This is a genomic window from Prochlorococcus sp. MIT 1304 (assembly GCF_047305015.1).
Classification (GTDB): domain Bacteria; phylum Cyanobacteriota; class Cyanobacteriia; order PCC-6307; family Cyanobiaceae; genus Prochlorococcus_A; species Prochlorococcus_A marinus_E.
Map to the genome: position 1 here is coordinate 698,709 of NZ_CP138974.1, position 24,219 is coordinate 722,927.

Sequence of the window (24,219 nt, forward strand, 5' to 3'; positions counted from 1 at the left end):
CTAAATTTTAGTATAAATTTAATAACTAAAAAATTTTTAAAATCGTTAATTTTTAAAATTTATTAAGGCATAGGTAACAGTAACTACTTTTTAACCCAATAAGCCCAAATTAACGTTAGGGTCTTGAGATTATAAATATAGCTTGTTTAATGTCAAAATTATCTCTTTCCAGTCTTGATAAGACACATTTAGAAGGAAAAAAAGTTCTTGTAAGAGTAGATTTTAATGTTCCATTAAATGAAGATGGCCAAATAACCGACGATACTCGTATTCGTGCAGCGATCCCAACTATTGAATATCTTGTTAATCATTCCGCAAAAGTTATTTTAGCTGCTCATTTTGGTAGACCAAAGGGTCAGGTAAATGAAAAAATGAGATTAACTCCAGTAGCAGCAAGATTAAGTGAATTGTTGGGGCAAAGTGTTGCTCTCACTAACAGTTGTATTGGTGATGAAGCAGTTGCAAAATCAAATAGCTTATCTAATAGAGATGTTCTTTTACTTGAAAATGTTCGTTTCTTTGGTGAAGAGGAAAAGAACGACCTGGAGTTTGCTCAAAAATTAGCGTCACATGCAGATATGTATGTAAATGATGCTTTCGGTGCTGCTCATAGAGCGCATGCTTCAACTCAGGGTGTTACAAATTATTTAAGTCCCTCAGTAGCTGGATTCCTTTTAGAAAAAGAATTGAAATACCTACAAGGAGCTGTAGATTCCCCAAATCGTCCATTGGCAGCAATAGTTGGAGGATCAAAGGTTAGTAGCAAAATAGGAGTACTTGATTCTTTACTAGATAAATGCGACAAAATCATGATTGGTGGAGGTATGATTTTTACTTTTTATAAAGCTAGAGGTTTAGATGTAGGAAAGAGCCTAGTAGAGGAAGATAAACTCGAGCTTGCGAAAGATTTAGAGGCAAAAGCAAAAGCAAAAGGAGTCGAATTATTATTACCTACTGATGTCGTTTTAGCTAATGAATTTTCGCCTGATGCCGAAAGTAAAATATCTCAAATTGATTCAATTAGTGGCAATTGGATGGGTCTTGATATTGGTCCAGATTCCATTAAAGTTTTTCAGAATGCTCTTGCTGAATGTAAGACAATTATTTGGAATGGCCCAATGGGAGTTTTTGAATTTGATAAATTTGCAGACGGTACAAATGCAATAGCTACGACTCTTGCGGACTTAAGTGCTTTTTCTGAGGTATGTACAATAATTGGTGGTGGAGATTCAGTTGCAGCAGTTGAAAAAGCAGGATTAGCAGAGAAAATGTCTCATATATCTACTGGAGGTGGAGCTAGTTTAGAACTTCTAGAAGGTAAAATTCTTCCTGGTGTAGCTGCTTTAAACGACGCTTAAGCTATAACTTATCAACAATATTAATACTCTTTGTGAAAGTAATCATTCCTTCAGGATGAGCTATAATTCCTGACCATATTTGTATCCCTGGTTTTGATGGAGCTCTTGTCATTTTGAAAATACCCCCTGATGATAATGGCTCCAATAATATTTCTTGTTCAAAAAAAGAATTAACTTGATGTGGTTTTATAGCTCCAGCAATAATCACTTCTTCAAGAGGTTTATTTAGAATAATGTCAATATCATATTTCGAACCGGTTAAAACTTTATCTGGAATTTTAAAACTAATATCTATTTTCTTATTATCATTTCTTATTGTTGTGAATAAATTTTTGATAAGTCCCTCATCTATTTTTCCATTTACGACTGTAAATAAATAATCAAAATTGGAATTTAGTATATATATTTCTCCATTAACTATTTTTTCTCCAAAAACTTTTATTTTTAAAAAATTTTTATTAGGAATATTAGATTTTAATTTTTTGATCTTCCATTTGCTCTCAGGGAAATCATTAATAATCTTTGAAAATTGTTTTGTTATATTTTGGCTTTCATCATTTCCGAAATTTTTTTTAATAAACTCTAAATCTCTTGCATTTAAAGAGTTTTCTAGATCTCTTGCAAAATCAATTTTTAAAGTTTGCGATATTGCTGAATAGGGAATAATGAGATAAATAAATAAATAGAGAGAAACTCCTATATTTTTGAATAAGCTTAAAATAAACATATTTATCAATTGTTATTTTTATTCTACTAATTTAAGTTTTTATGTCTAAAAAAAATAATTTATTAGTTGCAGCTAGTGGAACAGGAGGGCATATTTTCCCAGCTTTAGCAGTTACTAAAGAGGTAGAGGATAAATGGAACATACATTGGTTGGGCGTGCATAAAAGACTTGATGCAAACTTTATTCCCAAAAAATATAATTTGAGGACTTTAAATATAAAGACACCAAGAAAAAATATTTTTTTGTTCTATCAATATTTTAGAATTTTAATGTCAACTTTCCAAGTAATTTGGATCTTAAAAGAAGAAAAAATTAACTTAGTTTTTACGACTGGAGGTTATATATCAGCACCTACTATTATCGCTTCAAAACTTCTAAGAATACCTGTCATTATTCACGAATCAAATTTAATTCCAGGAATGGTAACTAAAAATTTTGGTTTTTTATGTAACTATGTTCTTTTAGGATTTAAGAGAACAAATTCTTATTTAAAAAATTGTAAAACTATTTTCACTGGTACCCCTTTAAGAGAGCAATTTTATAAATCTAATCTCTTGCCAGATTGGGTTCCTCAAGGTAAAGGCCCTCTTTTGATTGTTATGGGAGGTAGTCAAGGAGCAAAAGCTATAAATCAGATTCTTTACGAATCTCTAGATTTTTTAATGAAAAAACAGTTTCGGATAGTTCATATTATTGGTGAATGTAATCAAAAATACTTTAATCTAAATACTTCCAATAATTATGTTCAAAAGAAATTTACTAATGAAATCGCAGCTTTAATTCAAAACTGTGATCTTGTAATATCGAGATCTGGTGCAGGGACCATCAATGAACTAATAGAGTCTGAAAAACCTTCAATTTTAATTCCATATCCAAATTCTAAAAATAACCATCAGGAGAAAAATGCAATGATTCTTGCTGAAAGTGGAGGCTCAATCCTAATAAATCAGAATAATATTTCTAAAGAAGTTTTTGAAGAAACTCTAGAAAGAATTTTTAAAATAAAATCAAAAAAGGGAAAAAATCATTATGAAATATTAGATCTCATGAAGAAGAATATGGAAAATAATAAAAAAATAAAATCTAAAATTGAGATTAAAAAATTTATTAATTATTTTTTGAAGGAATTCTGAATTTCTTCACATAAAAGAGTGTTATTTTTGCTGTTCTGCAAACTTATTCTTGCCCACTTTTCGTCAAGAAATCTAAATGAAGTGCATTCTCTAAGCAATATTCCCTTATTTTCTAAGTATTTGATATTTGGCGACAAGGATGTTTTACTTTCTACTAAAAAAAAGTTGGTTGAAGAGTTATGAACTTTAAGACTCTCTATTTTTGATAATTTTTCAAATACTCTCTTTTTTTCAATATTTATCCAGCTGTGAATCTGTTTTGTCCATTGTTCATAGAATTTCTTATTACTTAGTAGATCAATTCCGGCTTTAATAGCAAATGAATTTAAAGGCCAAGGATCTCTTTTTATTTCCCATTGCTTAAGTTTTTTCGATGAACCAATAACGTAACCTAATCTAAGACCAGGAATATTGAAGATTTTAGTCAAGCTTCTCAAGACTAATAAATTATCAAATCTTTGGGTTAATGGTATTAAAGATTCTTTGTCTCCATTAGGTGTTATCGATAAGAAAGCTTCATCACAGATAACTAATTTATATTTTTTTACAAGTTCCTCCAATGAATTCTTTTCCCATAATTGACCGGTAGGGTTATGTGGATTTGTTATCCAAATAACATCACCTTTTGGATGAAGCGGGAATGATTGAGGAAAAATATCATTCCAGTTTTTTGGTAATTCGCAATGTACAAAATTGCTATTCCAACAATTTAAAGATCTTTCATAATCAACAAATGATGGAGAAGGAATACAACTTATTCCAAATTTGGATGCTTCATAACCTGCCCAGGTTATTAGCTCAGAAGCTCCATTTCCAGGCAATATATTATCTGGATTTATCCCATGAAATTTACCGATTATTTCTTTCAGATCACTCAAGTTTCTCTCTGGGTAATATCTAAATCCAAGATTCTTAATTCCCGCATTTAATGAATCTATTAGTATTTGAGGTGGATCAAAGGGTACTAACGAGGCACTTGCGTCAATGATTTCAGAGGGTAATAAATTTAATTTTTTTGCATTTGCATATACATTTCCTCCATGCTTTAAGTCTGATATTTGCATGGCTAATGTTGAGTAATCATTAGTTTCGGATTTGTTCATTATTCATTTTCTAATTTTTATTTAACCCATTTTAAATCTGATCCAATGGCCTCTTTAATATTGGACAATTGATGGATATTGAGTTGCTTTAAAATTCCTTCAAGTATATTGGGGACTAATTGTGGCCCCTTATATATCCATCCCGTATAAAGTTGAATTAATGATGCTCCAGAACAAATTCTTTCCCAAGCCGACTCAGGACTATCGATTCCACCAACGCCAATTAAAATAATATTTTTATCAATATTACGAATATCTTTTATGACTTGATTTGCTTTTTTTTGTAAAGGTTTTCCACTTAAGCCTCCATTTTCTTCAGAAAGTAATAATCCTGTTTGCCTTATCTTCCTATTTTCAAGACCTAATCTATCTATGCTGGTGTTAGTAGCAATTATCCCATCTATATTTTCCTCGATTATTAACTTGCAAATATCTTCAATATCTTTAAGGCTTAAATCTGGCGCAATTTTTACAAATAATGGTGGACAATTAGGTAAGTTTTTAATTGCTCTAAGAAGGTCTTTTAGAAGTATTGGATCTTGCAACTTTCTTAGTCCTTCAGTATTTGGAGAACTTACGTTTATTGCTGCGTAATCACAATATGGAATTAATAATTCTAGAGAAGTTAAATAATCATCTTTTGCTTGAGATAAGCTTGTGATTTTAGACTTACCGAAATTTATCCCTAAACAAATATTATCCCTATTTTTTTTGAACTCGATACCCTGCTCAAGAAAATTTTTAACCAGATTTTCAGCACCATTATTATTGAAACCCATCCTATTTAATGCTGCTTCTTCTTCAGCTAATCTAAATAACCTTGGTTTTGGATTGCCATTTTGAGCAAATTTAGTTACTGTTCCAAGTTCTGCAAATCCAAAACCAAAATCTTTCCATATATTTGCAGCATTCCCATTTTTGTCAAAACCTGCAGCTAAACCAATTGGATTACAAAAATTTATTCCACATATGTTTTGACTTAACCTTTTATCAATTACAGAAAATTCTTCATTTAAATTTTTTAGGATTGATGAAACTAAAGGCCAATTATATTTTCTTGAACTAAATGATAGAAGGCTAAGAGATAAATTAGTTAAATATTCTGCATCTATTCCAGAATCATTTTTTAGTATAGGTGTCATCAAGTTTTTATAAAGATTTTTAAATACCCCCTGCTGTTCATTCATAAAAAATTAGAATTCTTTTTTTTCTATTATCCAATATTTTTTATCTTTGGGAATCAATCTCCAATTACGCCATTCAAAAAGTAAATATTGTTTTATATTTATCTGGTTTTCTTCACCTAATAAATTACTTAGTTCTAGTGAATTTAACAAGTACTTTTTGTCAGCAAATTTTTGAATTAATTCATTTCTTGAAAATAATTCCTGAATTTCTGAAGGTGCATTTTTTTCAAAAAATTCTACTGAAGATTCAGACTCTTTTAAGTTACTTTTTAGAGATATACCTTTGCTATAGTTGGTCGCGATTTTATCTACCCTATCATTTTGTTTGTCACCGCTATGGCCTTTAACATATTCCATTACAAGACCATTAATTCTTAATTGATCAATTTTTTGCCATAAATCAAGATTCTGAACTGATTTTCCTGAGCTTGTTTTCCATCCATTCTTCTTCCAATTAATAATCCATTTTGTATACCCTTCTATTACATATTTACTATCAGTTCTTAATTTAAAGTTTTCTTTTAATTTGAAGGTTTTTAATTTCTCAAGTGTTTTTATAGCCGCAGTTAGTTCCATTCTATTATTAGTAGTATTTTGCTCGGAACCACCTATTTCTAATTCACTTTTGTCATCAAAAATTATTAAACCACCCCAACCTCCTGGACCTGGATTACCACTGCAGGCTCCATCTGTTGCAGCTTCAATTGCAATACAATCAATATTCATAATTTTTGAAGCCGATATAAAGTCTATCGGCTTGAAAAAATATTCTCTTACTTAAGTGTAACTTTACCGCCAGCTTCTTCAATCTCTTTCTTTAAAGATTCAGCATCTGCTTTAGCAATTCCTTCTTTTACTGTTTTTGGTGCAGATTCAACAAGTGCTTTTGCATCGCCAAGACCTAGACCAGTTGCATTTCTTACAACTTTAAGTACTTTGATTTTTGCAGCTGCATCAAAGCTTTCGAGAACTACATCAAATTCAGTTTTTTCTTCAGCAGCGCCACCATCTGCGTCACCGCCAGCTGCTCCAGGAGCTGCCATTACTACGCCTGCAGATGCTGCAGCAGATACACCAAAAGCCTCTTCAATTTGCTTTACAAGCTCAGATGCTTCTAAAAGTGATAGAGATTTTAATGATTCAAGAATTTCTTCAGTTTTTGCGGACATTTTCTTAAAAGTTAATTAGGTTTTCAATTTAGGATTCTGATTTTTCAGAATGTTGTTTAAGTGATCTAGCAAGTCCAGAAGGTACTTCATTAATAGAGATCGCAATTTTTGTTGCAACGCCATTAAGAGCGCCAGCAATTTTTGCCATCAATACTTCTTTGGATGGAAGACTTGCAATTTCTTTTATTTCAGAATCGCTTAGAAGTCTGCCTTCGAATAAAGCTCCTTTGGTTTCGGATTTTTTGGTGTCTTTTTGAAAAGATTGGATAGCTTTTACAGCACCACCAACATCTTCTTTGATTAAGACGAAAGCATTTGTTCCGGTCAGTAAAGATTCAAGATCGTTCCAATTACTATCTCCATCAATAGCTTTACGCATTAATGAATTTTTAGTAACTTTGCAAATGCCATTAGTTGTTTGCAATCTAGATCGCAAATCTGACATTTCTTTGATAGTTAAACCTTTATAGTCAAGAACTACAGCCATTTCCGAGTCGTTTAATAGAGATTTAATCTCAGTAACGATTTGTTGCTTATTCTCTAGTGTTCGGCCCATTGATGTTTTTTGGATCGTAATTTAGGGAGAGCAGGAAATGCGGCAAAGTCCTTTTAAAGAGGCCGCTTTTATTAGATCCAAAAAGAAATAACTTAAGACGAGTCCTCGGTAGGAATTAAAAATTTAGAATAACTAAATCAACCTACTTTCTTTGGCCGTATTATTGCAATTAATATTATACTACAAAGCGTTAACCTTCAGGTTGGTAATCTTGTACGGCATTTATGTCCACTTGAACTGAAGGCCCCATTGTTGAAGTTACATAAAAAGTTTTCCAATACTTTCCCTTAGCTCCACTTGGTTTGTTTTTATCAATTGATTCTTGTAAGGTTTTTAAGTTGTCAAATAGAGCCTCTTTTGTGAAACTTGCTTTTCCAAAGCGGACATGGACGATTCCAGCTTTATCTGCTCTAAATTCGAGCTTACCGGCTTTGAATTCTTTTATTGCATTAGCAATGTCATTAGTTACTGTCCCAGCTTTAGGATTAGGCATTAAACCTCTAGGTCCTAAAACTCTTCCTAATTTTGCAACCTTTGGCATCATATCTGGAGTTGCAATAAGAAGATCAAACTCCATATTTCCTTTGTTGATGCTTTCCACAAGATCTTCTTCGCCAAATAAATCTGCACCAGCAGCCTTAGCTTTCGATACATTCTCACCGCTCGTAATTACTGCAATTTTGATGCTTTGGCCAGTACCATGTGGTAAAGCAACAGTGGTCCTTAATTGTTGATCTGTATATTTTGGATCAATACCTAAACGTATATGTGCTTCAATAGTTTCATCAAATTTTGCATTAGCATTTTCCTTGATAATACTAAGAGCCTCAAGTGGTGCGTAAATGCGATCTTCTATCTTAGTTGATAGAGCCGCCATTCTTTTGGATAGTTTTTTCATAATAATGTTGGGTGCAAACGGTTATTAACTAACCTCCCCTAAATAGTGAGAAATTTTGTATTGAACTCAATCAGTGATAGAGACGCCCATATTACGAGCAGTACCCTCAATCACCTTCATTGCTGATTCAACACTTGAACAGTTTAGATCAGGAAGCTTAGTTTTGGCTATTTCTTCTAATTGAGCTTTACTTATATTCCCAACAGAGCCTTTTGCGGATTCACCTGATCCTTTCTCTATGCCAGCTGCTTTTGTTATTAAGACGGAAGCAGGAGGTGTTTTTGTGATAAAAGTAAAGCTTCTATCTTCAAAAACAGAAATCTCGACTGGAATTACAAAACCTGCTTTATCTTGTGTTCTTGCGTTGTATTCTTTGCAAAATGCCATGATATTGACACCATGTTGTCCTAAAGCTGGCCCTACAGGAGGAGCAGGATTTGCTTTGCCTGCTTGTAGAGCAAGCTTGATAACTGCAACAATTTTTTTTGCCATTAGATTAGAAAATTTAAGCTTAAGTAGAAAATCATAATTTTACTCGATAAACAAGAACAATTAGAAATTAATTTTGTTTATTGATTTGGGAGAATTCTAATTCTACAGGAGTCTCGCGCCCAAATATTGAAAGTAACGCTTTTAATTTATTTCTTTCTCCAGAAACTTCTATAACTTCTCCCTGGAAATCCTTGAATGGACCACTAGTTACAATGATTCTATCTTTTTCTTCAATATCTAACTTGATTACAGCTTTTTTCTCTGATGCGCGCTTAAAGATTCTATTAACTTCTTGTCTTGATAATGGTCGAGGTTTGATATGACCTCGCGATCTTCCGCTGCCTCTACCGTCTTCAGCACCAACAAAGTTAATTACATTGGGGGTACTTTTAACAGCCATCATTGTATCTTCATCCAAAATCATTCTTACGAGGACATAACCTGGGAAAACTTTTTCTTCAGTAGTTTGTCTGCTTCCATCTTTTTTTAATTTAATTCCTGGAGTTTGGGGAATTTCAATTTCAATGATTCTATTATTAACACCTAAAGTTACTGATCTCTGCTCAAGAGTCGCTTTTACTTTTTTCTCACAGCTTGATGCTACTTGAACGGCATACCATCTTGCGATGCTTGTATTTGCTTTTGAAGAAGCAAGGCTTGTAGTTAATTCATCACTCATTTTTCTTGAAGCTTAATTAAGATCTTTATTAGTGGATATTCGGGAGATAATTCAACCAAAAATTTGCGAGGCTGCCCATCCATAGAATCTGCTAACAGAAGCAATGGCTGCAGCAGAAAACGATACCATAATTATAACTGCTACTGATTCGCTAAAAAGTTGTTGTTTGTTAGGCCACACTACAAGTTTAAGCTCATCGTAGGTAGATCTAAAAAAATTATTCTTTTTTTTAGGCTCTTCAACTGCAGGAGAATCCTTTTTAACAGGTTCTTTATTAGTAGTAGGACTTGTCACAAAATTTTTTTTGAAATTAAGCTTTACGCTTTAATTTTTATTTTAGCTTATTGATTTACTCCTCAGCTAGGTTTGAAAATGATCTCATCTTTTTTAGCAGGGTTAAGTTTAATTATTATATTTTTTTTGTTTTTGAAGTTTTCCTCTAAAAGTTTTGCAGCCAAGGGATTTTCTATTTGTCTTCTAAGTTCCCTGCTAAGTGGCCTAGCACCATATTCAGGTTCGTAAGAATCATTTGCAATTTTATTAATAACTTTTTTGTCTATAGCGATATTTATTTTTTGTTCAAGTAGCAGGTTTTTTAAATCTTCTGTTTGTAAAATTATTATTTTTTGAAGTTCATCAATAGATAATGGATTAAACTTTACCACTTCATCAATTCTATTTAAAAATTCAGGTCTAAAAATTGAAGACAATGTATTACTAATGGAGTCATCTAAGTTTTGTTGGTCTTTTTCTAACTTTCCATCACTTCTAGAAATTTTTTGTGAATATTCCAGTATAGATTTACCAGCTAGGTTGCTTGTCATAATGATTACGGTATTTTTGAAGTCTACTGTCCTTCCTTGAGAGTCCGTTAATCTTCCTTCATCTAAAACTTGTAAAAGGATATTAAAAACTTCTGAATGTGCTTTTTCTATCTCATCAAGAAGTATTACTGAATAGGGTTTACGTCTTACAGCTTCAGTTAATTGACCTCCCTCTTCATAACCAACATAACCTGGAGGAGCTCCCAAAAGCCTTGCTACAGCATTTTTCTCCATATATTCACTCATGTCTAATCTTAAAAGTGCGTCTTCTTCATCAAATAAAGCTGTTGCAAGAGATTTTGCTAATTCTGTTTTACCAACGCCTGTAGGACCCATAAATAAAAAAGATCCGATAGGTCTTTTAGGACTTTTCATGCCAACGCGAGCTCTTCTAATTGCAGCAGAAACAGCTTCTATAGCTTTTTCTTGTCCAATAACTTTTTCACTTAGTTCTGTCTCTAGATTGACTAATTTCTTACGCTCATTTGAAACTACTTTAGAAATTGGAATACCTGTAATTTTTGAGACAACATCAGCAATATCATCAGGTTCAACTTGATATTTAAAAGGGAAATTTCTATTTTTCTTTATTTTATTAAAGTTCTCTTCAACTTTTTGTATGTCATTCTCTATTTCACTTAACTCTTCTTCAAGCTTTTCTAAATAATCTAGATCATTTTCAATTTCTCGATTTGATTTATCTTTAATTTGTTTGGTTATCTTATCTTCTTCTTTCATTAAAATAGATAATTCCTCCATTTCTTCACGTAAATTGTTCCAATTTTCTAAAAGAAGGTTCAATTTTGCCTCTGATTGTTGTCTATTATTCAATAGTTTTTCTTGAGCTTCGATATTTTCTCCTTGCAAATTATTCAATTTTTCATCAATTGTATTAAGTTTGTTTTCTTGTTGAAGAATGATTTGAGGCACATTATTAGACTCGATTTTCAACTGTGCAGCTGCTTCATCAATTAAATCTATTGCGCTATCAGGGAGACATTTATCGCTGATGTATCTATCGGCTAATTTTGCAGAATAGTTTACAGCCTCTTCAGAAATTTTTATGCCATGATGTGATTCATATTTCTTTTTGATACCTTGTAGTATTTTTGCGCTTAATTCTACTGAAGGTTCATTAACAGCTATCTTTTGAAAGCAATTATTTAATGCCTGATCTTTTTCAATAGTTTCACGAAATTTCTCAGGTGTTGTTGTACCGATACATCTAAGTTCTCCTTCAGCTAGTAAAGGTTTTAAAACATTACTGATGTTGGTAGAAGATCTGTCAGAACTTAATATTGAGTGAATTTCATCAATAAATAGAATCATTCCTTGGTTTGGATTATTTAGTTCCTGTATTATTAAACTTAGTCTTTCTTCTAGTTGACCTCTAAATTTGGTCCCAGAAACTAATGCACCTAAGTCAAGTGAAATAATTTTTAAGTCCTTTAAAGTATCAGGAACTTTTTTGTCTACAATTAATTGAGCAAGTAATTTTGCAATTGAGGTTTTACCAACTCCAGGATTGCCAATGAGTATAGGGTTATTTTTGTTTCTTCTGCAGAGTACCCTCATTAAATTATTGATCTCATTTTCTCTTCCTAAAATGGGATCCATTAAGCCTTTTTTAGCTGATTCTGTTAAATCTTTTCCATAAATTGAAAGAGCATTTTCATCTTTTCCAACTTGTTTTTTGGTTTCAATTTGAAGTTCACTTTTCGGTAATGGAACAATAGCTTTTTTCAATTTTTCTTCTTTAACTAAAGTTTCTTTATCTGATTCAAAATTAGATTGATTATTTATTTCAATTACATTCCCATAATTAAAAGAATCTTTTGATTGATTAATATTTGGGTAAAACTTTAATTCTTCCTCTAATTTTTCCATTGAAAGGTTTCCTTCTTCAAAAACATAATTCCCAATTCTTAAATCTCTTCCAAGAGCAATTAGTAAATGAGGGATTTCTATTAATCTCGATCCCCATTGAGTTTTAATCTGATTCGCGTTATCTAATAAAATTTCTAAATCTTCTCCGATAGTAAAAATATCTGACTCATTTGTTGGTGTCTCTTCTAAAAAATCTTCTGTTATGTCTAAAACTGTATCTTGGTCGATTGATAATTTTTCAATGAAAGCAAAGAATTCACTTGATGAGAACAATGTATGAATTATGTGTTCAATATTAAATTCGCTATGATCCCATTTTTTTGCGGTTTCTTCCCCTAATAAAAGAAGGTTCCAACTGATATCGCTAAATAATTCGGGACTGGATGTAAGGGTTTCTCTCATAAACTATAAAACTACAGTTGATTATTAATTAATATTCTAAATAGGATATGCATTAATAATCATCCAATAATTTTCAAATTGTAAGATGAAATTTCAAAGAAGATTTATTAAAGGGTTGTGTGGAGTTAGAAATTAATAAAACTCTGAATTATTATCTAAGTTGTTCAAAAAAAAATTATAATTGGTTAACATATATATTTCAGATGTTAGCCAAATAGTTCAGCTATTAATAGGATTTAAATAGTAATATTTAAATTGTGAAAGAAACTATTGAATTCCTTATTGATACTGTTGAAGCAAGGCAAGTCCTTGATTCAAGAGGTAATCCAACTGTAGAGGCAGAAGTATTCTTGGAATGTGGTGCAAGTGGTAGAGCAATTGTTCCCAGCGGAGCTAGCACTGGTGCTCATGAGGCACATGAATTAAGAGATGGTGGTTCAAAATATATGGGCAAAGGCGTTTTGAATGCTGTTAATAAAATTCATGAAACAATATCGCCGGCTTTATGTGGTTTGTCATCTTTAGATCAAATTGCAGTAGATAAATTAATGATTGAAATTGATGGAACTCCTAATAAGTCTAACCTTGGAGCAAATTCAATCCTTGCAGTAAGTCTTGCAACTGCTAGAGCATCAGCAAATGCTTTAGACATTCCCCTCTATAGATATCTTGGAGATCCATTATCCAATCTTCTTCCAGTACCATTGATGAATGTAATAAATGGTGGTGCTCATGCACCAAATAGTCTTGATTTTCAGGAATTTATGCTTGTCCCACATGGAGTTAACAATTTCAGTGAATCATTAAGAATGGGTACTGAAATTTTTCACTCATTAAAATCATTACTTGATCAAAAAGGTCTATCTACTGCTGTAGGAGATGAGGGTGGATTCGCCCCGAATTTGTCATCAAGCGAAGAGGCAGGGGACTTATTATTAGAAGCAATTCAAAAAGCCGGATTCAAGCCTGGTGAGCAGGTATCTTTAGCTTTAGATGCTGCTAGTACTGAATTTTATAGTGATGGTATATACAAATATGAAGGGAAAAGTTTAAATAGTTCTGAAATGATTTCATATCTTTCAAGACTAGTTTCCAATTATCCAATAGTTTCAATAGAGGACGGTTTAGCTGAGGATGATTGGGAGGGTTGGTCAGAATTAAACAAAGAATTAGGAAATAAAGTTCAGCTTGTAGGTGATGATTTATTCGTTACTAATACAGAAAGGTTAAGGAAAGGGATTATGGAAAAATCTGCTAATTCAATCCTAATAAAGGTAAATCAAATTGGAACATTAACTGAAACTTTGGAAGCTATTGAGTTAGCTAAAATGTCTGGTTTCACAAGTGTTATTAGTCATAGAAGTGGTGAGACTGAAGATACAACAATTGCTGATTTGTCTGTCGCCACGAGATCGGGGCAGATCAAGACCGGCTCTTTGAGTAGAAGTGAAAGGATTGCAAAATATAATAGGCTTTTAAAAATTGAAGAGGAATTGGGAAATCAAGCAAGATTCGCTGGAGCTTTAGGTTTAGGTCCCAAAAATATATAGTTTATTATTGCTTTAGTTTTTCTAAACGTGAGCCTTTTCTCATACTTAATTGGCATTTTATCCAATCAATACTTATTGGTACTGCAAAAAGAAGTGGCAACAATGCAAAATTATTTTGTTTATTGGTTACTAGTAATGCAGATGCAATTGATAAGCTGCCTATAAGAATTGAATGGCCTAAAGTTTTTTGAGCGGTAAACATTTTTTTGAATTGCCTATCAGACTCTCCCATTCTTATTTGCAATTGTAAATCGCCCTGTTCTAATCTTTCTAAACTTTCATCTATTCTTTTGGGAATTCCAACAGCTTTAGATCCTAGTTCACCTACTTGCCTTCCAAATTGGTTAATTAAATCGTTGGGAGTTTGGTTATTTGAAGTCATAAGTTCTATTAAATAAGGCTTGGTAACTGATACAAGGTTAAACCCTGGATCGAGCATTCTGCCAACTCCTTCAAAAGTTGATAAAGCTCTCATCACAAAGATTAAATCTACTGGTAGTTGAAATGGTGTTTCATAAACAAGTTCGTATAAATCTCCAGATAATTTTTCAATAATATTTGGGCTAAATGGGGGAGTTAAGGCCTCTTTAAGCATCAGTCTGACTAATCTTCTGACTGGTCCAACATCAATATCTTTTGAAATTAGCCCAGCTTGCTGTAATTGGCTAACAAGTGATGAGGCGTCTCTTAATGCGGCAGCCTTAACCATCCCCCCTAATCTTGTTTGAAGATTATTTGAAATGTTGCCCATCATTCCAAAATCATAAAAAATCAATTTACCTTTTTTTGAAACTGCTAGATTCCCTGGATGAGGATCTGCATGGAAAAAACCGTAATTTACTAATTGTTTTAGATAGCTTATAGCCCCTATTTCTGCAATTTTAGGCAAATCAATTTCTTGTAATTTTAATTTTTCTAAATCGCTTATTTTCGTTCCCTCAAGATAACTTAAGCAAAGCACTTTTTCACTGCTCATATCCCAAATCACTTCAGGAACTTCAACATTTACATCATCAAGAAATTGCTGTCTAAATCTTGCTGCATATTGTGCTTCACAATTAAAATCAAGCTCCTTCATGAGAACTTTTCTGCACTCTTTAGCAATCTCAACCCAGTTTCTACCTCGACTCCAGTTCTTGTTTTTTTGCAACAATCCTGCTATCTGCTGCATTATGCCCAAATCGATAATAAACAATTCTTTTAAATTGGGTCTTTGAACTTTGAATACTACTTTCTTGCCATCTTTTAAAGTCGCCCTATGAACCTGAGCTAGTGATGCTGATCCAACCGGATCAGCTATTATTTGATCTATTTCATAAAACTTGGACCCTAGTTCTTCTCTTATAGTTTCTTCAATTTGCTCAAATGAAAAATTAGGAACTTGATCTTGCAATTTAGACAATTCCTGTATCCAGGTATTAGGAATTAAATCAGGTCTCGCTGATAATAATTGTCCAATTTTAATAAATGCTGAACCAAGATTTATTAATTGATTAGTAAACCACCTAGCTCTTTTAATTTGGACCCTACTTTTTTCATTGCTTTTAATTTGGAAAATTGTAAATCTAATATTATCTATCCACAAATTTATTAAAAGCGAAATAAGAGTTTTCCAAATAAGAAAAGCCCTCTTCAATTTTTTTAAACGATAATGAAGAATTTGAAAACTCATTTAATTTGATTATTTATTGTTTTATTAAACAGATCAATTTGTTCATTAATATCTTCAATTTCATTTAAAGCTTTTTTTATTTTCGAATCTTGATAAGTTTTTGTGTACTCATCCTTTTGAATATTTTCGGCTTTTTCCATTCTTGATGCTTCTTCGATTATGGATTCTTTCAAACCGTCAAATTCTTTTTTGAGAATTTCAGGAGCATCCTGAGCAATATTTGTTGCTTCTTCAATTTTTTCAACCAATATCTCGTTTAATTTTTCGGTTACTTTCTTAATGGCAGCTTTTAAAAGGTAGTCAGAGTTTGTCATGAAAAATATAATGTTTCTACGGCAATTGATTTTTCGATATGACCTAATAATAGTTCAATAGAGAACATTTCACGTAACTGATGAATTTGATAATTAATTTTTTTTGTTTTTCCTATGTAAGTTTGTTTCTATATTATGCTTTTTTCTATTTTTTCTTTTAACTTATATCTAAAGGTTAGGTATTTACATTAAAGATATCTTCTAACCAAGAGCTCATCTAATTAACTACTAAAAAGGAGTTTTATTAAATTGGAAATCATTGAGTCAGATGTAGTTATTATCGGAGGAGGTCCGGCCGGATGTACTTGCGCACTTTATACATCTCGTTCAAACTTAAAGACAGTCGTACTAGATAAAAATCCATCTGTTGGCGCCTTAGCAATAACTCATCAAATAGCTAATTATCCAGGTGTTCCGGTTGATATCAGTGGGGAGAAATTACTTACTCTAATGAGAGAACAGGCTGTGCAATACGGAACAGATTATAGAAGAGCACAAGTGTTTGGAATAGATACTAGTGGAGAATGGAAAATGGTTTATACGCCCGAGGGTACTTTTAAAGCTAGAGCACTTGTACTAGCAAGTGGAGCTATGGGTAGGCCTGCATCATTTAAGGGTGAAGCCGATTTTCTCGGCAAAGGAGTAAGTTATTGTGCTACATGTGATGGAGCTTTTTATAAAAATAGAGAAGTTGCCGTTGTTGGAGTGAATAAGGAGGCAATTGAAGAGGCAACTGTTCTAACTAAATTTGCATCAACTGTACATTGGATTACATCAAGTGATCCTAAATCAGATAATGAGGAAGCTATGGAATTGATGGCTAGTTCAAATATAAAACATTGGAGTAGAACAAGGTTATTAGAAATATTGGGTGATGATATGGGTGTTAATGGGGTTGTTGTAAAAAATAAGCAAGAAGAAAATCCTATCAATTTAAATTTAGATGGCGTCTTTGTATATATGAGTGGTTCAAAGCCGATTACTGATTTTTTAGGGGATCAAATCGCTTTAAAAGAAGATGGAGGAGTTATTGTGGATGACTTTATGTCTACAAACTCTGATGGAGTATGGGCTATTGGAGATATAAGAAATACTCCATTTAAGCAAGCAGTTGTAGCGGCTTCTGATGGATGTATTGCCGCGATGTCAATTGATAGATATCTAAATAGTAGAAAAAATATAAGAGTAGATTGGATTCATTCTTAAAAAATATCTTCTTTACTTTAAAGGGGTGTTGCCTCAGAAATATAAGCAACTCCTCCGTAGTAGCTTAAATCGTCCCTGATGTTATCTCTCATTTTATCTATTATTTCTTGCTCACAAAAAACAATTACATGAGCGTTTGATCCATATCCAGTAAATTCCATATCTTCAGTAACAACTCTTTCAGGCCCTCTGCCTGTGGCGTGCTTCATAACAGTGTATCCAGGAACATTAGCTTTTTCTAATGTTTTAATGATTGCATCTAGTTCTCTTTCACTAAATATCAAGTCTAATCTTTTCATTTTCATAGAGGGGAAAGTGGGATAATGGTATTTACTAAACTCATATATATGGGAATGCCGAGAACTATATTGAATGGGAAAGTTAGACCTAGTGTAGTTGAAATATAATAACTAGATTTGGCTTCTGGTACCGTCATCCTCATCGCTGCAGGAACTGCTAAATAAGATGCGCTCGCACATAAAACCACAAATAAAAGTGCGTTGCCAGGTCCTAAAGATAAAAATCTTGCAACAAAAACACCAATAAATGCATTAAATAACGGCATAAAAATAGCAAAGCCAATCAAGAAGGAACCTGCATTCTTCAGTCTAGGCAATCTTTGAGCAGCGACTATTCCCATATCTAACAAGAAGAAGCATTCTGCTCCATAAAATAATTGTCCAGTAAAAGGCTCCATTTTTGCAATCCCTGAGGGATTACTGGAAGCAGTAAGAAATCCTACAATTAAACTTGAGAGCAATAAATAAACTGATCCATTCAAAAGTGATTCGTGTAATATTGCGCTTAGATGCATTTTTCTTGATTTTGGCCTATTTTTAGGAGCTGCAAATTTCACAAGTAATAATCCAACAATTATTGCAGGAGATTCCATTAAAGCTAAGGCTCCAACCATAAAACCATCAAAAGCTATTTTTTGACTTTCCAAAAAACTTTCTGCGGAAATAAATGTAACAGCACTAATTGAACCGTATGCTGCAGCTATTGCAGCGGAATTAAAGACATCAAACTTAAATCTTAAAATTAAAAATCCAATCAGAGGTATTAATAGTGACATTAGTATTGCAGCGCTTAAAGTCGGCAATACTTGATCTGTAAACCCACTTCTCTGTATCTCTATACCTCCTTTAAACCCAATGGCTAAGAGCAAATATAAGGAGAAGAGTTTAGGCAATGGAGCTGGTATTTCTAAATCAGATTTAAATAGTACTGATATTGCTCCAATTAAAAAGAAAAGAACTGGCGGGGCTAATACATTTTGCAGAATTGGATTTATTTCCATAAATTATTAGGCTATTTCATTTAGAGCGGTTTCTAAAGCTTCTTTTCTTGTCTCAATGATTCCTTCAACTCCAAACTTAGCTAATCTATCTTTTACTTTTTCATTTGCCCCAGCAACAAATGCTTTTCTGGAATTATTTTTTGCTTCTTGCATCATATCCTCTATCGCGAGAGTCGCCGTCACTCCAAGTCTTGGTACATCAGTAATATCTAATATTAAAACCTTGTAGTTTCTTACTAGCATCATTCTCTCAGATATACCTTTAGCCGCTCCAAAACTAAGTGGTCCTTTGAGTCTAAATAACATTACTTCTCCTGCACATCTATCTAGTAAAGCTTTTTCATCAGCAGGTAATGCATTTTTAGCTTGATCATCTTTTGATAAAGGATTATCCTCATCCATGCCTTCTAGTTGAGTCTCGGTTATTGAATCAATAGTGAGCATATTTGCTATGAAAACACCAACTAATACTGCCCAGATTAGATCCCAAAAAACAGTCATTAGAAGTACGCCGTACATTACCGCAGATGTTTTAAGAGATAATTTGTGAGCTCTTCTCAAGAACCCCCAATCAATAATATCTAGACCAACTTTTATAAGAATACCTGCAAGTAAAGCGTTAGGAATTTGCTCTGCTAATGGTCCTGCCCCTACTAATACTATTAATAAAACAACTGAGTGAACCATTCCAGAAATAGGAGTAGAACCTCCAGATTTGACGTTTATAACGGTTCTCATTGTTGCTCCTGCACCAGGTAATCCGGTGAAAAGACCAGCTACTGCATTACCTATTCCTTGTCCAATTAGCTCTCTGTCAGAATTATGCTTAGTTTGAGAAATATTGTCTGCAACTAAAGATGTAAGTAAAGAATCAATTGCTCCAAGCACAGCCAGTACCAAGCCTGCTTGGAAAATAATTGGAAGATATTGATTAAAACTCGGAATATTTAAGGAAGGTACCCCTCTTGGAATATCACCAATTCTAACTAATTCGCCTTCCCCAAACATAAATATTGATATTGGAGTTACTATCAATAATGCTAAAAGAGGAGCAGGTACCCATTGACTAATTTTTCTAGGTGTCAGAAATACTATCCCTAATGTCATTACAGATATACCAATAGCTGCAGGGTTGGGTTGGAAATTAGAAAAAACAGTTGTTAAAGAATCTATTACCTTTCCCTGAGTGGTAATTCCAAGTAATGGCCCAATTTGAAGTGCAATGATTATGAAACCAATACCAGACATAAATCCTGACACTACAGAATATGGTACGAGAGTAATATATTTCCCTAGTTTTAAAATTCCAAATAATATTTGTAATAAACCTCCAATAACTACTGCTGCCATTACTAATGGAAGAATTTGTCCAGCAGAGAGATCTTTTGGAACCCCAACAGCAGCTAAACTTGCCACTACTCCTGCAACGGTCACGCTCATTGGACCGGTAGGCCCACTAACTTGAGCAGGTGTTCCGCCGAATAATGCTGCTAAAAAACCAACTACTACTGCTCCGTATAGTCCATAAATTGCACCGCCAGGTCCCAACGCAGCATTACCAAAAGCAAGAGCGAGAGGTAAAGCCACTACTGCGGCTGTGATGCCTCCAAGAATATCCCCTCTTACATTTTTCAGATGAAATCCATTAATTATTTTCAAAGATGCTCTCCTTAAAATAAATACTTAACTAGAAGATATTATCTCTTAATGACGTAAATTTGTGAAAAATGAAGATTGTGCAAAATATTTTTGTAACTTTTTTTTGCTCTCACTAAATAAATTTTAGTTAATTTTCCTGAACAAAAGTAGTCTCTGATTGATTTATGTGCGAGGCGAGCGACTAATGTATTAGATAAATATTTTTCAATTTAAATAATATTCAAATGAATTCGATTATTCGTCCTAGAAGATTAAGAAGAACTGAAGCAATTAGAGAAATGGTTAGAGAAAACCATCTAATGGCATCTGACTTTATATATCCATTATTTATTCATGAAAAAGACTTTAAAGAGGAAATTTCAGCAATGCCCGGAACTTATAGATGGGATATTAATGGCTTAATAAAGGAGGTTACTAGGGCATGGCAATTAGGAATAAGGTGTGTAGTTCTTTTCCCAAAAGTTAACGATAGTTTAAAGACTGAAGATGGAGCAGAATGTTTTAATGAAGACGGTTTAATTCCTAGGGCTATTCGAATCTTAAAAAAAGAGATTCCAGAAATGGCAATAATGACAGATGTTGCCTTGGATCCATACTCTTGTGATGGTCATGATGGATTAGTTGATGAAACTGGAAAAATATTGAACGACGAAACAATTGAAATTTTAAAAAAACAAGCTTTAACACAAGCAAGAGCTGGAGCGGATTTTATTGGTCCTAGTGACATGATGGATGGGAGAGTTGGAGCAATCAGAGCTGCTCTCGATAGCCAAGGATTTAGTGATGTAGGTATTATTAGTTATACAGCAAAATATTCATCTGCTTATTATGGACCATTTAGAACTGCTTTAGATTCGGCTCCTAGAGAAAATAGTAAGAAAATAATTCCAGACAATAAGTCTACATATCAAATGGACCCTGCGAATTCTAAAGAGGCTTTGATTGAATCTGCATTGGATCAGTATGAAGGAGCTGATATTTTGATGGTAAAACCAGGAATTTCATACTTGGATATTGTTTATAGATTAAGCACTTTTTCAAATAAACCTATAGCTGCATACAACGTTAGTGGGGAGTATTCCATGGTAAAGTCTGCTGCTATGAAGAACTGGATTAACGAGAAAGATATTGTATTAGAAACATTGCTTAGTTTTAAAAGAGCAGGAGCAAAGTTAATACTAACTTATCATGCTTGTGATGCATCTCAATGGTTGCAGGATACTTAAAAACTCATTATTAGTAAAAATTTAGTTTATTCTTAGAAAAGAAATAAATTAACTACTTTGTTTTGAAGCTTTCACAAGGAGTAAATAGGATTGGTCACATTGCACTTAGAGTAGAAAATCTCGAAAGGGCAAAATCTTTTTATATTAAGCTGGGTATGAATTTAGTTTGGGACGATAAAGATTGGTCTTATTTAGAAGCTGGTAAAGGGAAAGATGGACTTGCGTTATTAGGTCCTAGCTACAAAGCTGCGGGACCTCACTTTGCTTTTCATTTTGAAAATAAAAAAGAAGTGGAAAATATTCAAAATGATTTAAAAAATTCTGGTGTAAAAGTTGGCCCTTTACATGAACATAGAGATGGAACAGCATCTTTTTATATGAAGGATACTGAAGGAAATTGGCTAGAGATGCTTTATGTTCCTCCTGAAGGGATTCAATCGAATGTTTGATTCTTTTTTTTTTGTATGCAAGAGAAAAGTTATTCAAAAAAATCATCTTCAAATAACACCTTAGAAGAAGAATCTATAAGCCTTTTAGAGTGGGACTCATTAAAAACGCATTTATCTTCATTCGCCCTAACGGAAATGGGTAAAAGAGCAATTTTAAGTTTTGATATCCCTTCAGAATACGAATCATCTAAAAGACTTTTGAATGAAACTGTTGAAATAACTCAGCTAGAAAATAATTTAGATAAATCAATTAGTTTTTCTGGTGTTTTTGATATTAGTAGAAATATTGAAATATGTTCTAAGGGAGGTGTAATTTCATCTTCTGAATTGTTAGAAATAGCAAAAACAATTGCTGCAGCAAGAAATTTAAAAAAAATCTTATTAGATTTTGAACAAAGGCCTTATATTTCATCATTTACAAAAAATTTAATTGACCATCAGAATATCGAAACGATTTTTAAAAAAGGCATTGAATCAAATGGAAGGATTTCAGACAATGCTAGTAATGAACTATCTATTCTTAGAAAAGAATTTTTATCTAAGAAACTTGAAAGAAAAATATTAGTTGAGAAATTTATTCAAAAGAACTTAGCTTATTTGCAAGATACTACTATTGGAGATCGATATGGAAGGCCCGTTTTAGCAGTGAAAGTTAATTATGTAGATAAATTTAAAGGCATAATTCATGACTCTTCATCTTCAGGAAATACAGTATATTTTGAGCCTGATAGTGTAGTAAATAAAGGTAATAAGATTGCTTCTTTAGAGGCTAGGATCACAGCAGAAGAATTTAAATTACTTAAAAAATGGTCTCTGGTTGTTAGTGATAATTCAGAAAATCTTATTGAAATGGCAGCCATTTTATTGAGATTAGAAAATGCCCTAACTCGTTCAAGATATTCGAAATGGATTGGAGGCAAAACTCCTACGTTTGAGAAAAGTCCTATTATTTCTTTAATTGGCTTTACTCATCCGTTATTGATTTGGGAACATAAGAAAAAAGGAGCCTGTCCACCAGTAGCTGTTGATTTTTATATAAATAGAAATATTAAGGTTGTAGCTATTACAGGTCCAAATACTGGAGGTAAAACAGCAGCTTTAAAAGGCTTGGGCTTGTCTTTACTTATGGCTAGAGCAGGATTATTGATACCTTCAACTAATAATCCTATTATCCCTTTTTGTCCAAATATATATGTGGATATAGGAGATAATCAATCATTAGAAGAAAATTTATCTACCTTCAGTGGGCATATATCCCGCATAAAAGAGATATTAGATTTACTTGATCATAAGAAAGGATTATCAGTTGTTTTGCTAGATGAGATTGGATCTGGTACAGATCCTCTTGAAGGTAGTGCTCTAGCGATGGCTTTATTAAAAGAATTTGCAAATAAATCTGATATCACTTTTGCCACTACACATTATGGGGATATTAAGGCTTTAAAATATAACGATTCAAGATTTGAAAACGTATCAGTTGCCTTTGATGAGGATTCTTTGAAGCCAAAATATATACTCAACTGGGGTATTCCTGGGAGAAGTAATGCTTTGTCAATTTCAAAGAGAATTGGTCTTGATGAAAGCATACTCAATGAAGCTGCAAATTATCTAAAGCCAAAAGAAGTTGACAATATTAACAGTATTATTAAAGGACTTGAGGAAGAGAAGATTAAACAACAAAATTCTGCAGAAGCTGCTGCAGAATTGATTGCAAGGACTGAAATATTACATGATGAACTGAAGAGAAATTATGAATATCAAAAATTAAATGCTGAAAAAATCCAGGAAATTGAAAGGTCTAAATTATCAAAACATATTGTATCCGCTAAAAAAGAGGTGATAGATTTGATTAAAAAATTAAGAGATAAAAATGTTAATGGAGAGGATACGAGAATTATTGGAAAAAGATTAAAGGAAATTGAGACGGAACATTTAACCCAAAAAAAATCTGAAAAGTCAATATCATGGAACCCTCAGGTAGGTGATTTTGTAAAGATTAAAAGTCTAAATAGTACGGGACAAATTGTAGGTTTAGATAAAAAAGGTGGTTTTTATGAAATTAAATGTGGTTCATTTAGAAGCACATTATCTGTAAATGAATTTGAAGGTATTAATGGAGAAAAGCCTAATTTCAAAAGTTCAAAAATTGAGATCAAGTCTACAAGAGAAGATTTTTCTTTTTCTAAAATTAGAACGAGTAAAAATACAATTGATGTAAGAGGGTTAAGAGTTCATGAAGCCGAAATAATTATTGAGGAGAAAATTAGAAAATTTCATGGACCGCTATGGATTGTTCATGGAATTGGCACAGGAAAATTAAAAAAAGGACTAAGAAATTGGTTATCAGGTTTAAATTATGTTGATAAGATTGAAGATGCAGCCAATAACGAGGGTGGCCCTGGTTGCAGTATTGCGTGGATAAAATAAA

Annotated in this window: 23 protein-coding genes; 7 read left to right on the top strand and 16 right to left on the bottom strand. The window is 32.8% G+C overall.

The window, feature by feature from the left end:
* Positions 1–149 precede the first annotated feature (149 nt).
* Complete coding sequence (locus tag SIB45_RS03810) at positions 150–1,358, top strand: phosphoglycerate kinase (protein ID WP_011862240.1); 1,209 nt, start codon at positions 150–152, stop codon at positions 1,356–1,358.
* 1 nt (position 1,359) lies between these two features.
* Here the strand turns inward: SIB45_RS03810 and SIB45_RS03815 are convergent, their stop codons facing one another.
* Complete coding sequence (locus SIB45_RS03815) at positions 1,360–2,085, bottom strand: hypothetical protein (protein WP_011862241.1); 726 nt, start codon at positions 2,083–2,085, stop codon at positions 1,360–1,362.
* Positions 2,086–2,126: 41 nt separating this feature from the next.
* Here SIB45_RS03815 and SIB45_RS03820 point away from each other — a divergent pair, with 41 nt between their 5' ends.
* The gene (locus SIB45_RS03820; protein ID WP_011862242.1) at positions 2,127–3,218 is read left to right on the top strand and encodes a UDP-N-acetylglucosamine--N-acetylmuramyl-(pentapeptide) pyrophosphoryl-undecaprenol N-acetylglucosamine transferase; all 1,092 of its coding nucleotides are present in this window, start codon (positions 2,127–2,129) and stop codon (positions 3,216–3,218) included.
* Here SIB45_RS03820 and SIB45_RS03825 read toward each other — a convergent pair.
* The 10 genes from SIB45_RS03825 to SIB45_RS03870 all read right to left on the bottom strand — a co-directional run bounded on the left by SIB45_RS03825 (position 3,197) and on the right by SIB45_RS03870 (position 12,415).
* Complete coding sequence (locus SIB45_RS03825; RefSeq protein ID WP_011862243.1) at positions 3,197–4,321, bottom strand: pyridoxal phosphate-dependent aminotransferase; 1,125 nt, start codon at positions 4,319–4,321, stop codon at positions 3,197–3,199. The two genes, SIB45_RS03820 and SIB45_RS03825, sit on opposite strands and share 22 nt — an antisense overlap.
* A gap of 17 nt (positions 4,322–4,338) precedes the next feature.
* Positions 4,339–5,508, bottom strand: coding sequence for a quinone-dependent dihydroorotate dehydrogenase (locus SIB45_RS03830; protein WP_011862244.1), 1,170 nt, complete (start codon positions 5,506–5,508; stop codon positions 4,339–4,341).
* Between the two features lie 6 nt (positions 5,509–5,514).
* On the bottom strand, positions 5,515–6,234 hold the full coding sequence (gene rnhA, locus SIB45_RS03835; protein ID WP_011862245.1) for a ribonuclease HI: 720 nt from the start codon (positions 6,232–6,234) through the stop codon (positions 5,515–5,517).
* Positions 6,235–6,281: 47 nt separating this feature from the next.
* Positions 6,282–6,677, bottom strand: a complete 396-nt coding sequence (gene rplL, locus SIB45_RS03840) for a 50S ribosomal protein L7/L12 (RefSeq protein ID WP_011817694.1) — start codon at positions 6,675–6,677, stop codon at positions 6,282–6,284.
* A gap of 28 nt (positions 6,678–6,705) precedes the next feature.
* Positions 6,706–7,233: a 50S ribosomal protein L10 gene (gene rplJ / locus SIB45_RS03845; protein ID WP_011862246.1), complete on the bottom strand. Its 528-nt coding sequence runs from the start codon at positions 7,231–7,233 to the stop codon at positions 6,706–6,708.
* A gap of 190 nt (positions 7,234–7,423) precedes the next feature.
* Complete coding sequence (rplA, locus tag SIB45_RS03850; RefSeq protein WP_011862247.1) at positions 7,424–8,131, bottom strand: 50S ribosomal protein L1; 708 nt, start codon at positions 8,129–8,131, stop codon at positions 7,424–7,426.
* A 66-nt stretch (positions 8,132–8,197) separates the two neighbouring features.
* Positions 8,198–8,623: a 50S ribosomal protein L11 gene (gene rplK, locus SIB45_RS03855; protein ID WP_002805232.1), complete on the bottom strand. Its 426-nt coding sequence runs from the start codon at positions 8,621–8,623 to the stop codon at positions 8,198–8,200.
* A gap of 67 nt (positions 8,624–8,690) precedes the next feature.
* On the bottom strand, positions 8,691–9,302 hold the full coding sequence (gene nusG, locus SIB45_RS03860; protein WP_011862248.1) for a transcription termination/antitermination protein NusG: 612 nt from the start codon (positions 9,300–9,302) through the stop codon (positions 8,691–8,693).
* A gap of 51 nt (positions 9,303–9,353) precedes the next feature.
* The gene (gene secE / locus SIB45_RS03865) at positions 9,354–9,596 is read right to left on the bottom strand and encodes a preprotein translocase subunit SecE (protein WP_011862249.1); all 243 of its coding nucleotides are present in this window, start codon (positions 9,594–9,596) and stop codon (positions 9,354–9,356) included.
* Between the two features lie 62 nt (positions 9,597–9,658).
* Positions 9,659–12,415: an ATP-dependent Clp protease ATP-binding subunit gene (locus SIB45_RS03870; RefSeq protein WP_011862250.1), complete on the bottom strand. Its 2,757-nt coding sequence runs from the start codon at positions 12,413–12,415 to the stop codon at positions 9,659–9,661.
* Positions 12,416–12,672: 257 nt separating this feature from the next.
* Between SIB45_RS03870 and eno the strand changes: the two genes are divergently transcribed.
* A complete protein-coding gene (gene eno, locus SIB45_RS03875) occupies positions 12,673–13,965 on the top strand; it encodes a phosphopyruvate hydratase (protein WP_011862251.1) in 1,293 nt (430 codons plus the stop codon).
* 4 nt (positions 13,966–13,969) lie between these two features.
* On the opposite strand, the gene SIB45_RS03880 is transcribed toward eno, so the two are convergent.
* Positions 13,970–15,637: an ABC1 kinase family protein gene (locus tag SIB45_RS03880; protein WP_011862252.1), complete on the bottom strand. Its 1,668-nt coding sequence runs from the start codon at positions 15,635–15,637 to the stop codon at positions 13,970–13,972.
* Positions 15,634–15,951: a hypothetical protein gene (locus SIB45_RS03885; RefSeq protein ID WP_011862253.1), complete on the bottom strand. Its 318-nt coding sequence runs from the start codon at positions 15,949–15,951 to the stop codon at positions 15,634–15,636. The genes SIB45_RS03880 and SIB45_RS03885 overlap by 4 nt, the downstream gene beginning before the upstream one ends.
* Positions 15,952–16,200: 249 nt before the next feature.
* Between SIB45_RS03885 and SIB45_RS03890 the strand changes: the two genes are divergently transcribed.
* Entirely contained in the window at positions 16,201–17,157 is a 957-nt protein-coding gene (locus SIB45_RS03890; RefSeq protein ID WP_011862254.1) for an NAD(P)/FAD-dependent oxidoreductase, read from the top strand.
* Positions 17,158–17,174: 17 nt separating this feature from the next.
* Here the strand turns inward: SIB45_RS03890 and SIB45_RS03895 are convergent, their stop codons facing one another.
* Genes SIB45_RS03895 through SIB45_RS03905 form a run of 3 tightly spaced genes read right to left on the bottom strand, consistent with a single transcriptional unit; the run spans position 17,175 to position 20,116 of the window.
* Entirely contained in the window at positions 17,175–17,456 is a 282-nt protein-coding gene (locus SIB45_RS03895; protein ID WP_041484740.1) for a P-II family nitrogen regulator, read from the bottom strand.
* Between the two features lie 2 nt (positions 17,457–17,458).
* Complete coding sequence (locus SIB45_RS03900; protein ID WP_011862256.1) at positions 17,459–18,457, bottom strand: sodium-dependent bicarbonate transport family permease; 999 nt, start codon at positions 18,455–18,457, stop codon at positions 17,459–17,461.
* Positions 18,458–18,463: 6 nt separating this feature from the next.
* Positions 18,464–20,116 (bottom strand): SulP family inorganic anion transporter, encoded by a 1,653-nt coding sequence (locus SIB45_RS03905; protein ID WP_011862258.1) that lies wholly within the window; start codon positions 20,114–20,116, stop codon positions 18,464–18,466.
* A gap of 224 nt (positions 20,117–20,340) precedes the next feature.
* Between SIB45_RS03905 and hemB the strand changes: the two genes are divergently transcribed.
* The 3 genes from hemB (at position 20,341) to SIB45_RS03920 (ending at position 24,218) form a co-directional block, all read left to right on the top strand.
* Positions 20,341–21,342, top strand: coding sequence for a porphobilinogen synthase (gene hemB, locus SIB45_RS03910; protein WP_011862259.1), 1,002 nt, complete (start codon positions 20,341–20,343; stop codon positions 21,340–21,342).
* Positions 21,343–21,404: 62 nt separating this feature from the next.
* A complete protein-coding gene (locus SIB45_RS03915; protein WP_011862260.1) occupies positions 21,405–21,791 on the top strand; it encodes a VOC family protein in 387 nt (128 codons plus the stop codon).
* 15 nt (positions 21,792–21,806) lie between these two features.
* On the top strand, positions 21,807–24,218 hold the full coding sequence (locus SIB45_RS03920) for an endonuclease MutS2 (RefSeq protein ID WP_011862261.1): 2,412 nt from the start codon (positions 21,807–21,809) through the stop codon (positions 24,216–24,218).
* Position 24,219 lies beyond the last annotated feature (1 nt).

Bases quoted from the DNA above. Each gene is read 5' to 3' on its own strand.
- SIB45_RS03880 (WP_011862252.1), bottom strand. From the start codon at position 15,637: ATGAGTTTTCAAATTCTTCATTATCGTTTAAAAAAATTGAAGAGGGCT.
- SIB45_RS03900 (WP_011862256.1), bottom strand. From the start codon at position 18,457: ATGGAAATAAATCCAATTCTGCAAAATGTATTAGCCCCGCCAGTTCTT.
- rplL (WP_011817694.1), bottom strand. From the start codon at position 6,677: ATGTCCGCAAAAACTGAAGAAATTCTTGAATCATTAAAATCTCTATCA.
- SIB45_RS03885 (WP_011862253.1), bottom strand. From the start codon at position 15,951: ATGACAAACTCTGACTACCTTTTAAAAGCTGCCATTAAGAAAGTAACC.
- SIB45_RS03810 (WP_011862240.1), top strand. From the start codon at position 150: ATGTCAAAATTATCTCTTTCCAGTCTTGATAAGACACATTTAGAAGGA.
- rplJ (WP_011862246.1), bottom strand. From the start codon at position 7,233: ATGGGCCGAACACTAGAGAATAAGCAACAAATCGTTACTGAGATTAAA.
- nusG (WP_011862248.1), bottom strand. From the start codon at position 9,302: ATGAGTGATGAATTAACTACAAGCCTTGCTTCTTCAAAAGCAAATACA.
- SIB45_RS03895 (WP_041484740.1), bottom strand. From the start codon at position 17,456: ATGAAAAGATTAGACTTGATATTTAGTGAAAGAGAACTAGATGCAATC.
- SIB45_RS03920 (WP_011862261.1), top strand. From the start codon at position 21,807: ATGCAAGAGAAAAGTTATTCAAAAAAATCATCTTCAAATAACACCTTA.
- rplK (WP_002805232.1), bottom strand. From the start codon at position 8,623: ATGGCAAAAAAAATTGTTGCAGTTATCAAGCTTGCTCTACAAGCAGGC.
- SIB45_RS03870 (WP_011862250.1), bottom strand. From the start codon at position 12,415: ATGAGAGAAACCCTTACATCCAGTCCCGAATTATTTAGCGATATCAGT.
- rplA (WP_011862247.1), bottom strand. From the start codon at position 8,131: ATGAAAAAACTATCCAAAAGAATGGCGGCTCTATCAACTAAGATAGAA.
- SIB45_RS03815 (WP_011862241.1), bottom strand. From the start codon at position 2,085: ATGTTTATTTTAAGCTTATTCAAAAATATAGGAGTTTCTCTCTATTTA.
- SIB45_RS03820 (WP_011862242.1), top strand. From the start codon at position 2,127: ATGTCTAAAAAAAATAATTTATTAGTTGCAGCTAGTGGAACAGGAGGG.
- rnhA (WP_011862245.1), bottom strand. From the start codon at position 6,234: ATGAATATTGATTGTATTGCAATTGAAGCTGCAACAGATGGAGCCTGC.
- SIB45_RS03825 (WP_011862243.1), bottom strand. From the start codon at position 4,321: ATGAACAAATCCGAAACTAATGATTACTCAACATTAGCCATGCAAATA.
- hemB (WP_011862259.1), top strand. From the start codon at position 20,341: ATGAATTCGATTATTCGTCCTAGAAGATTAAGAAGAACTGAAGCAATT.
- SIB45_RS03830 (WP_011862244.1), bottom strand. From the start codon at position 5,508: ATGAATGAACAGCAGGGGGTATTTAAAAATCTTTATAAAAACTTGATG.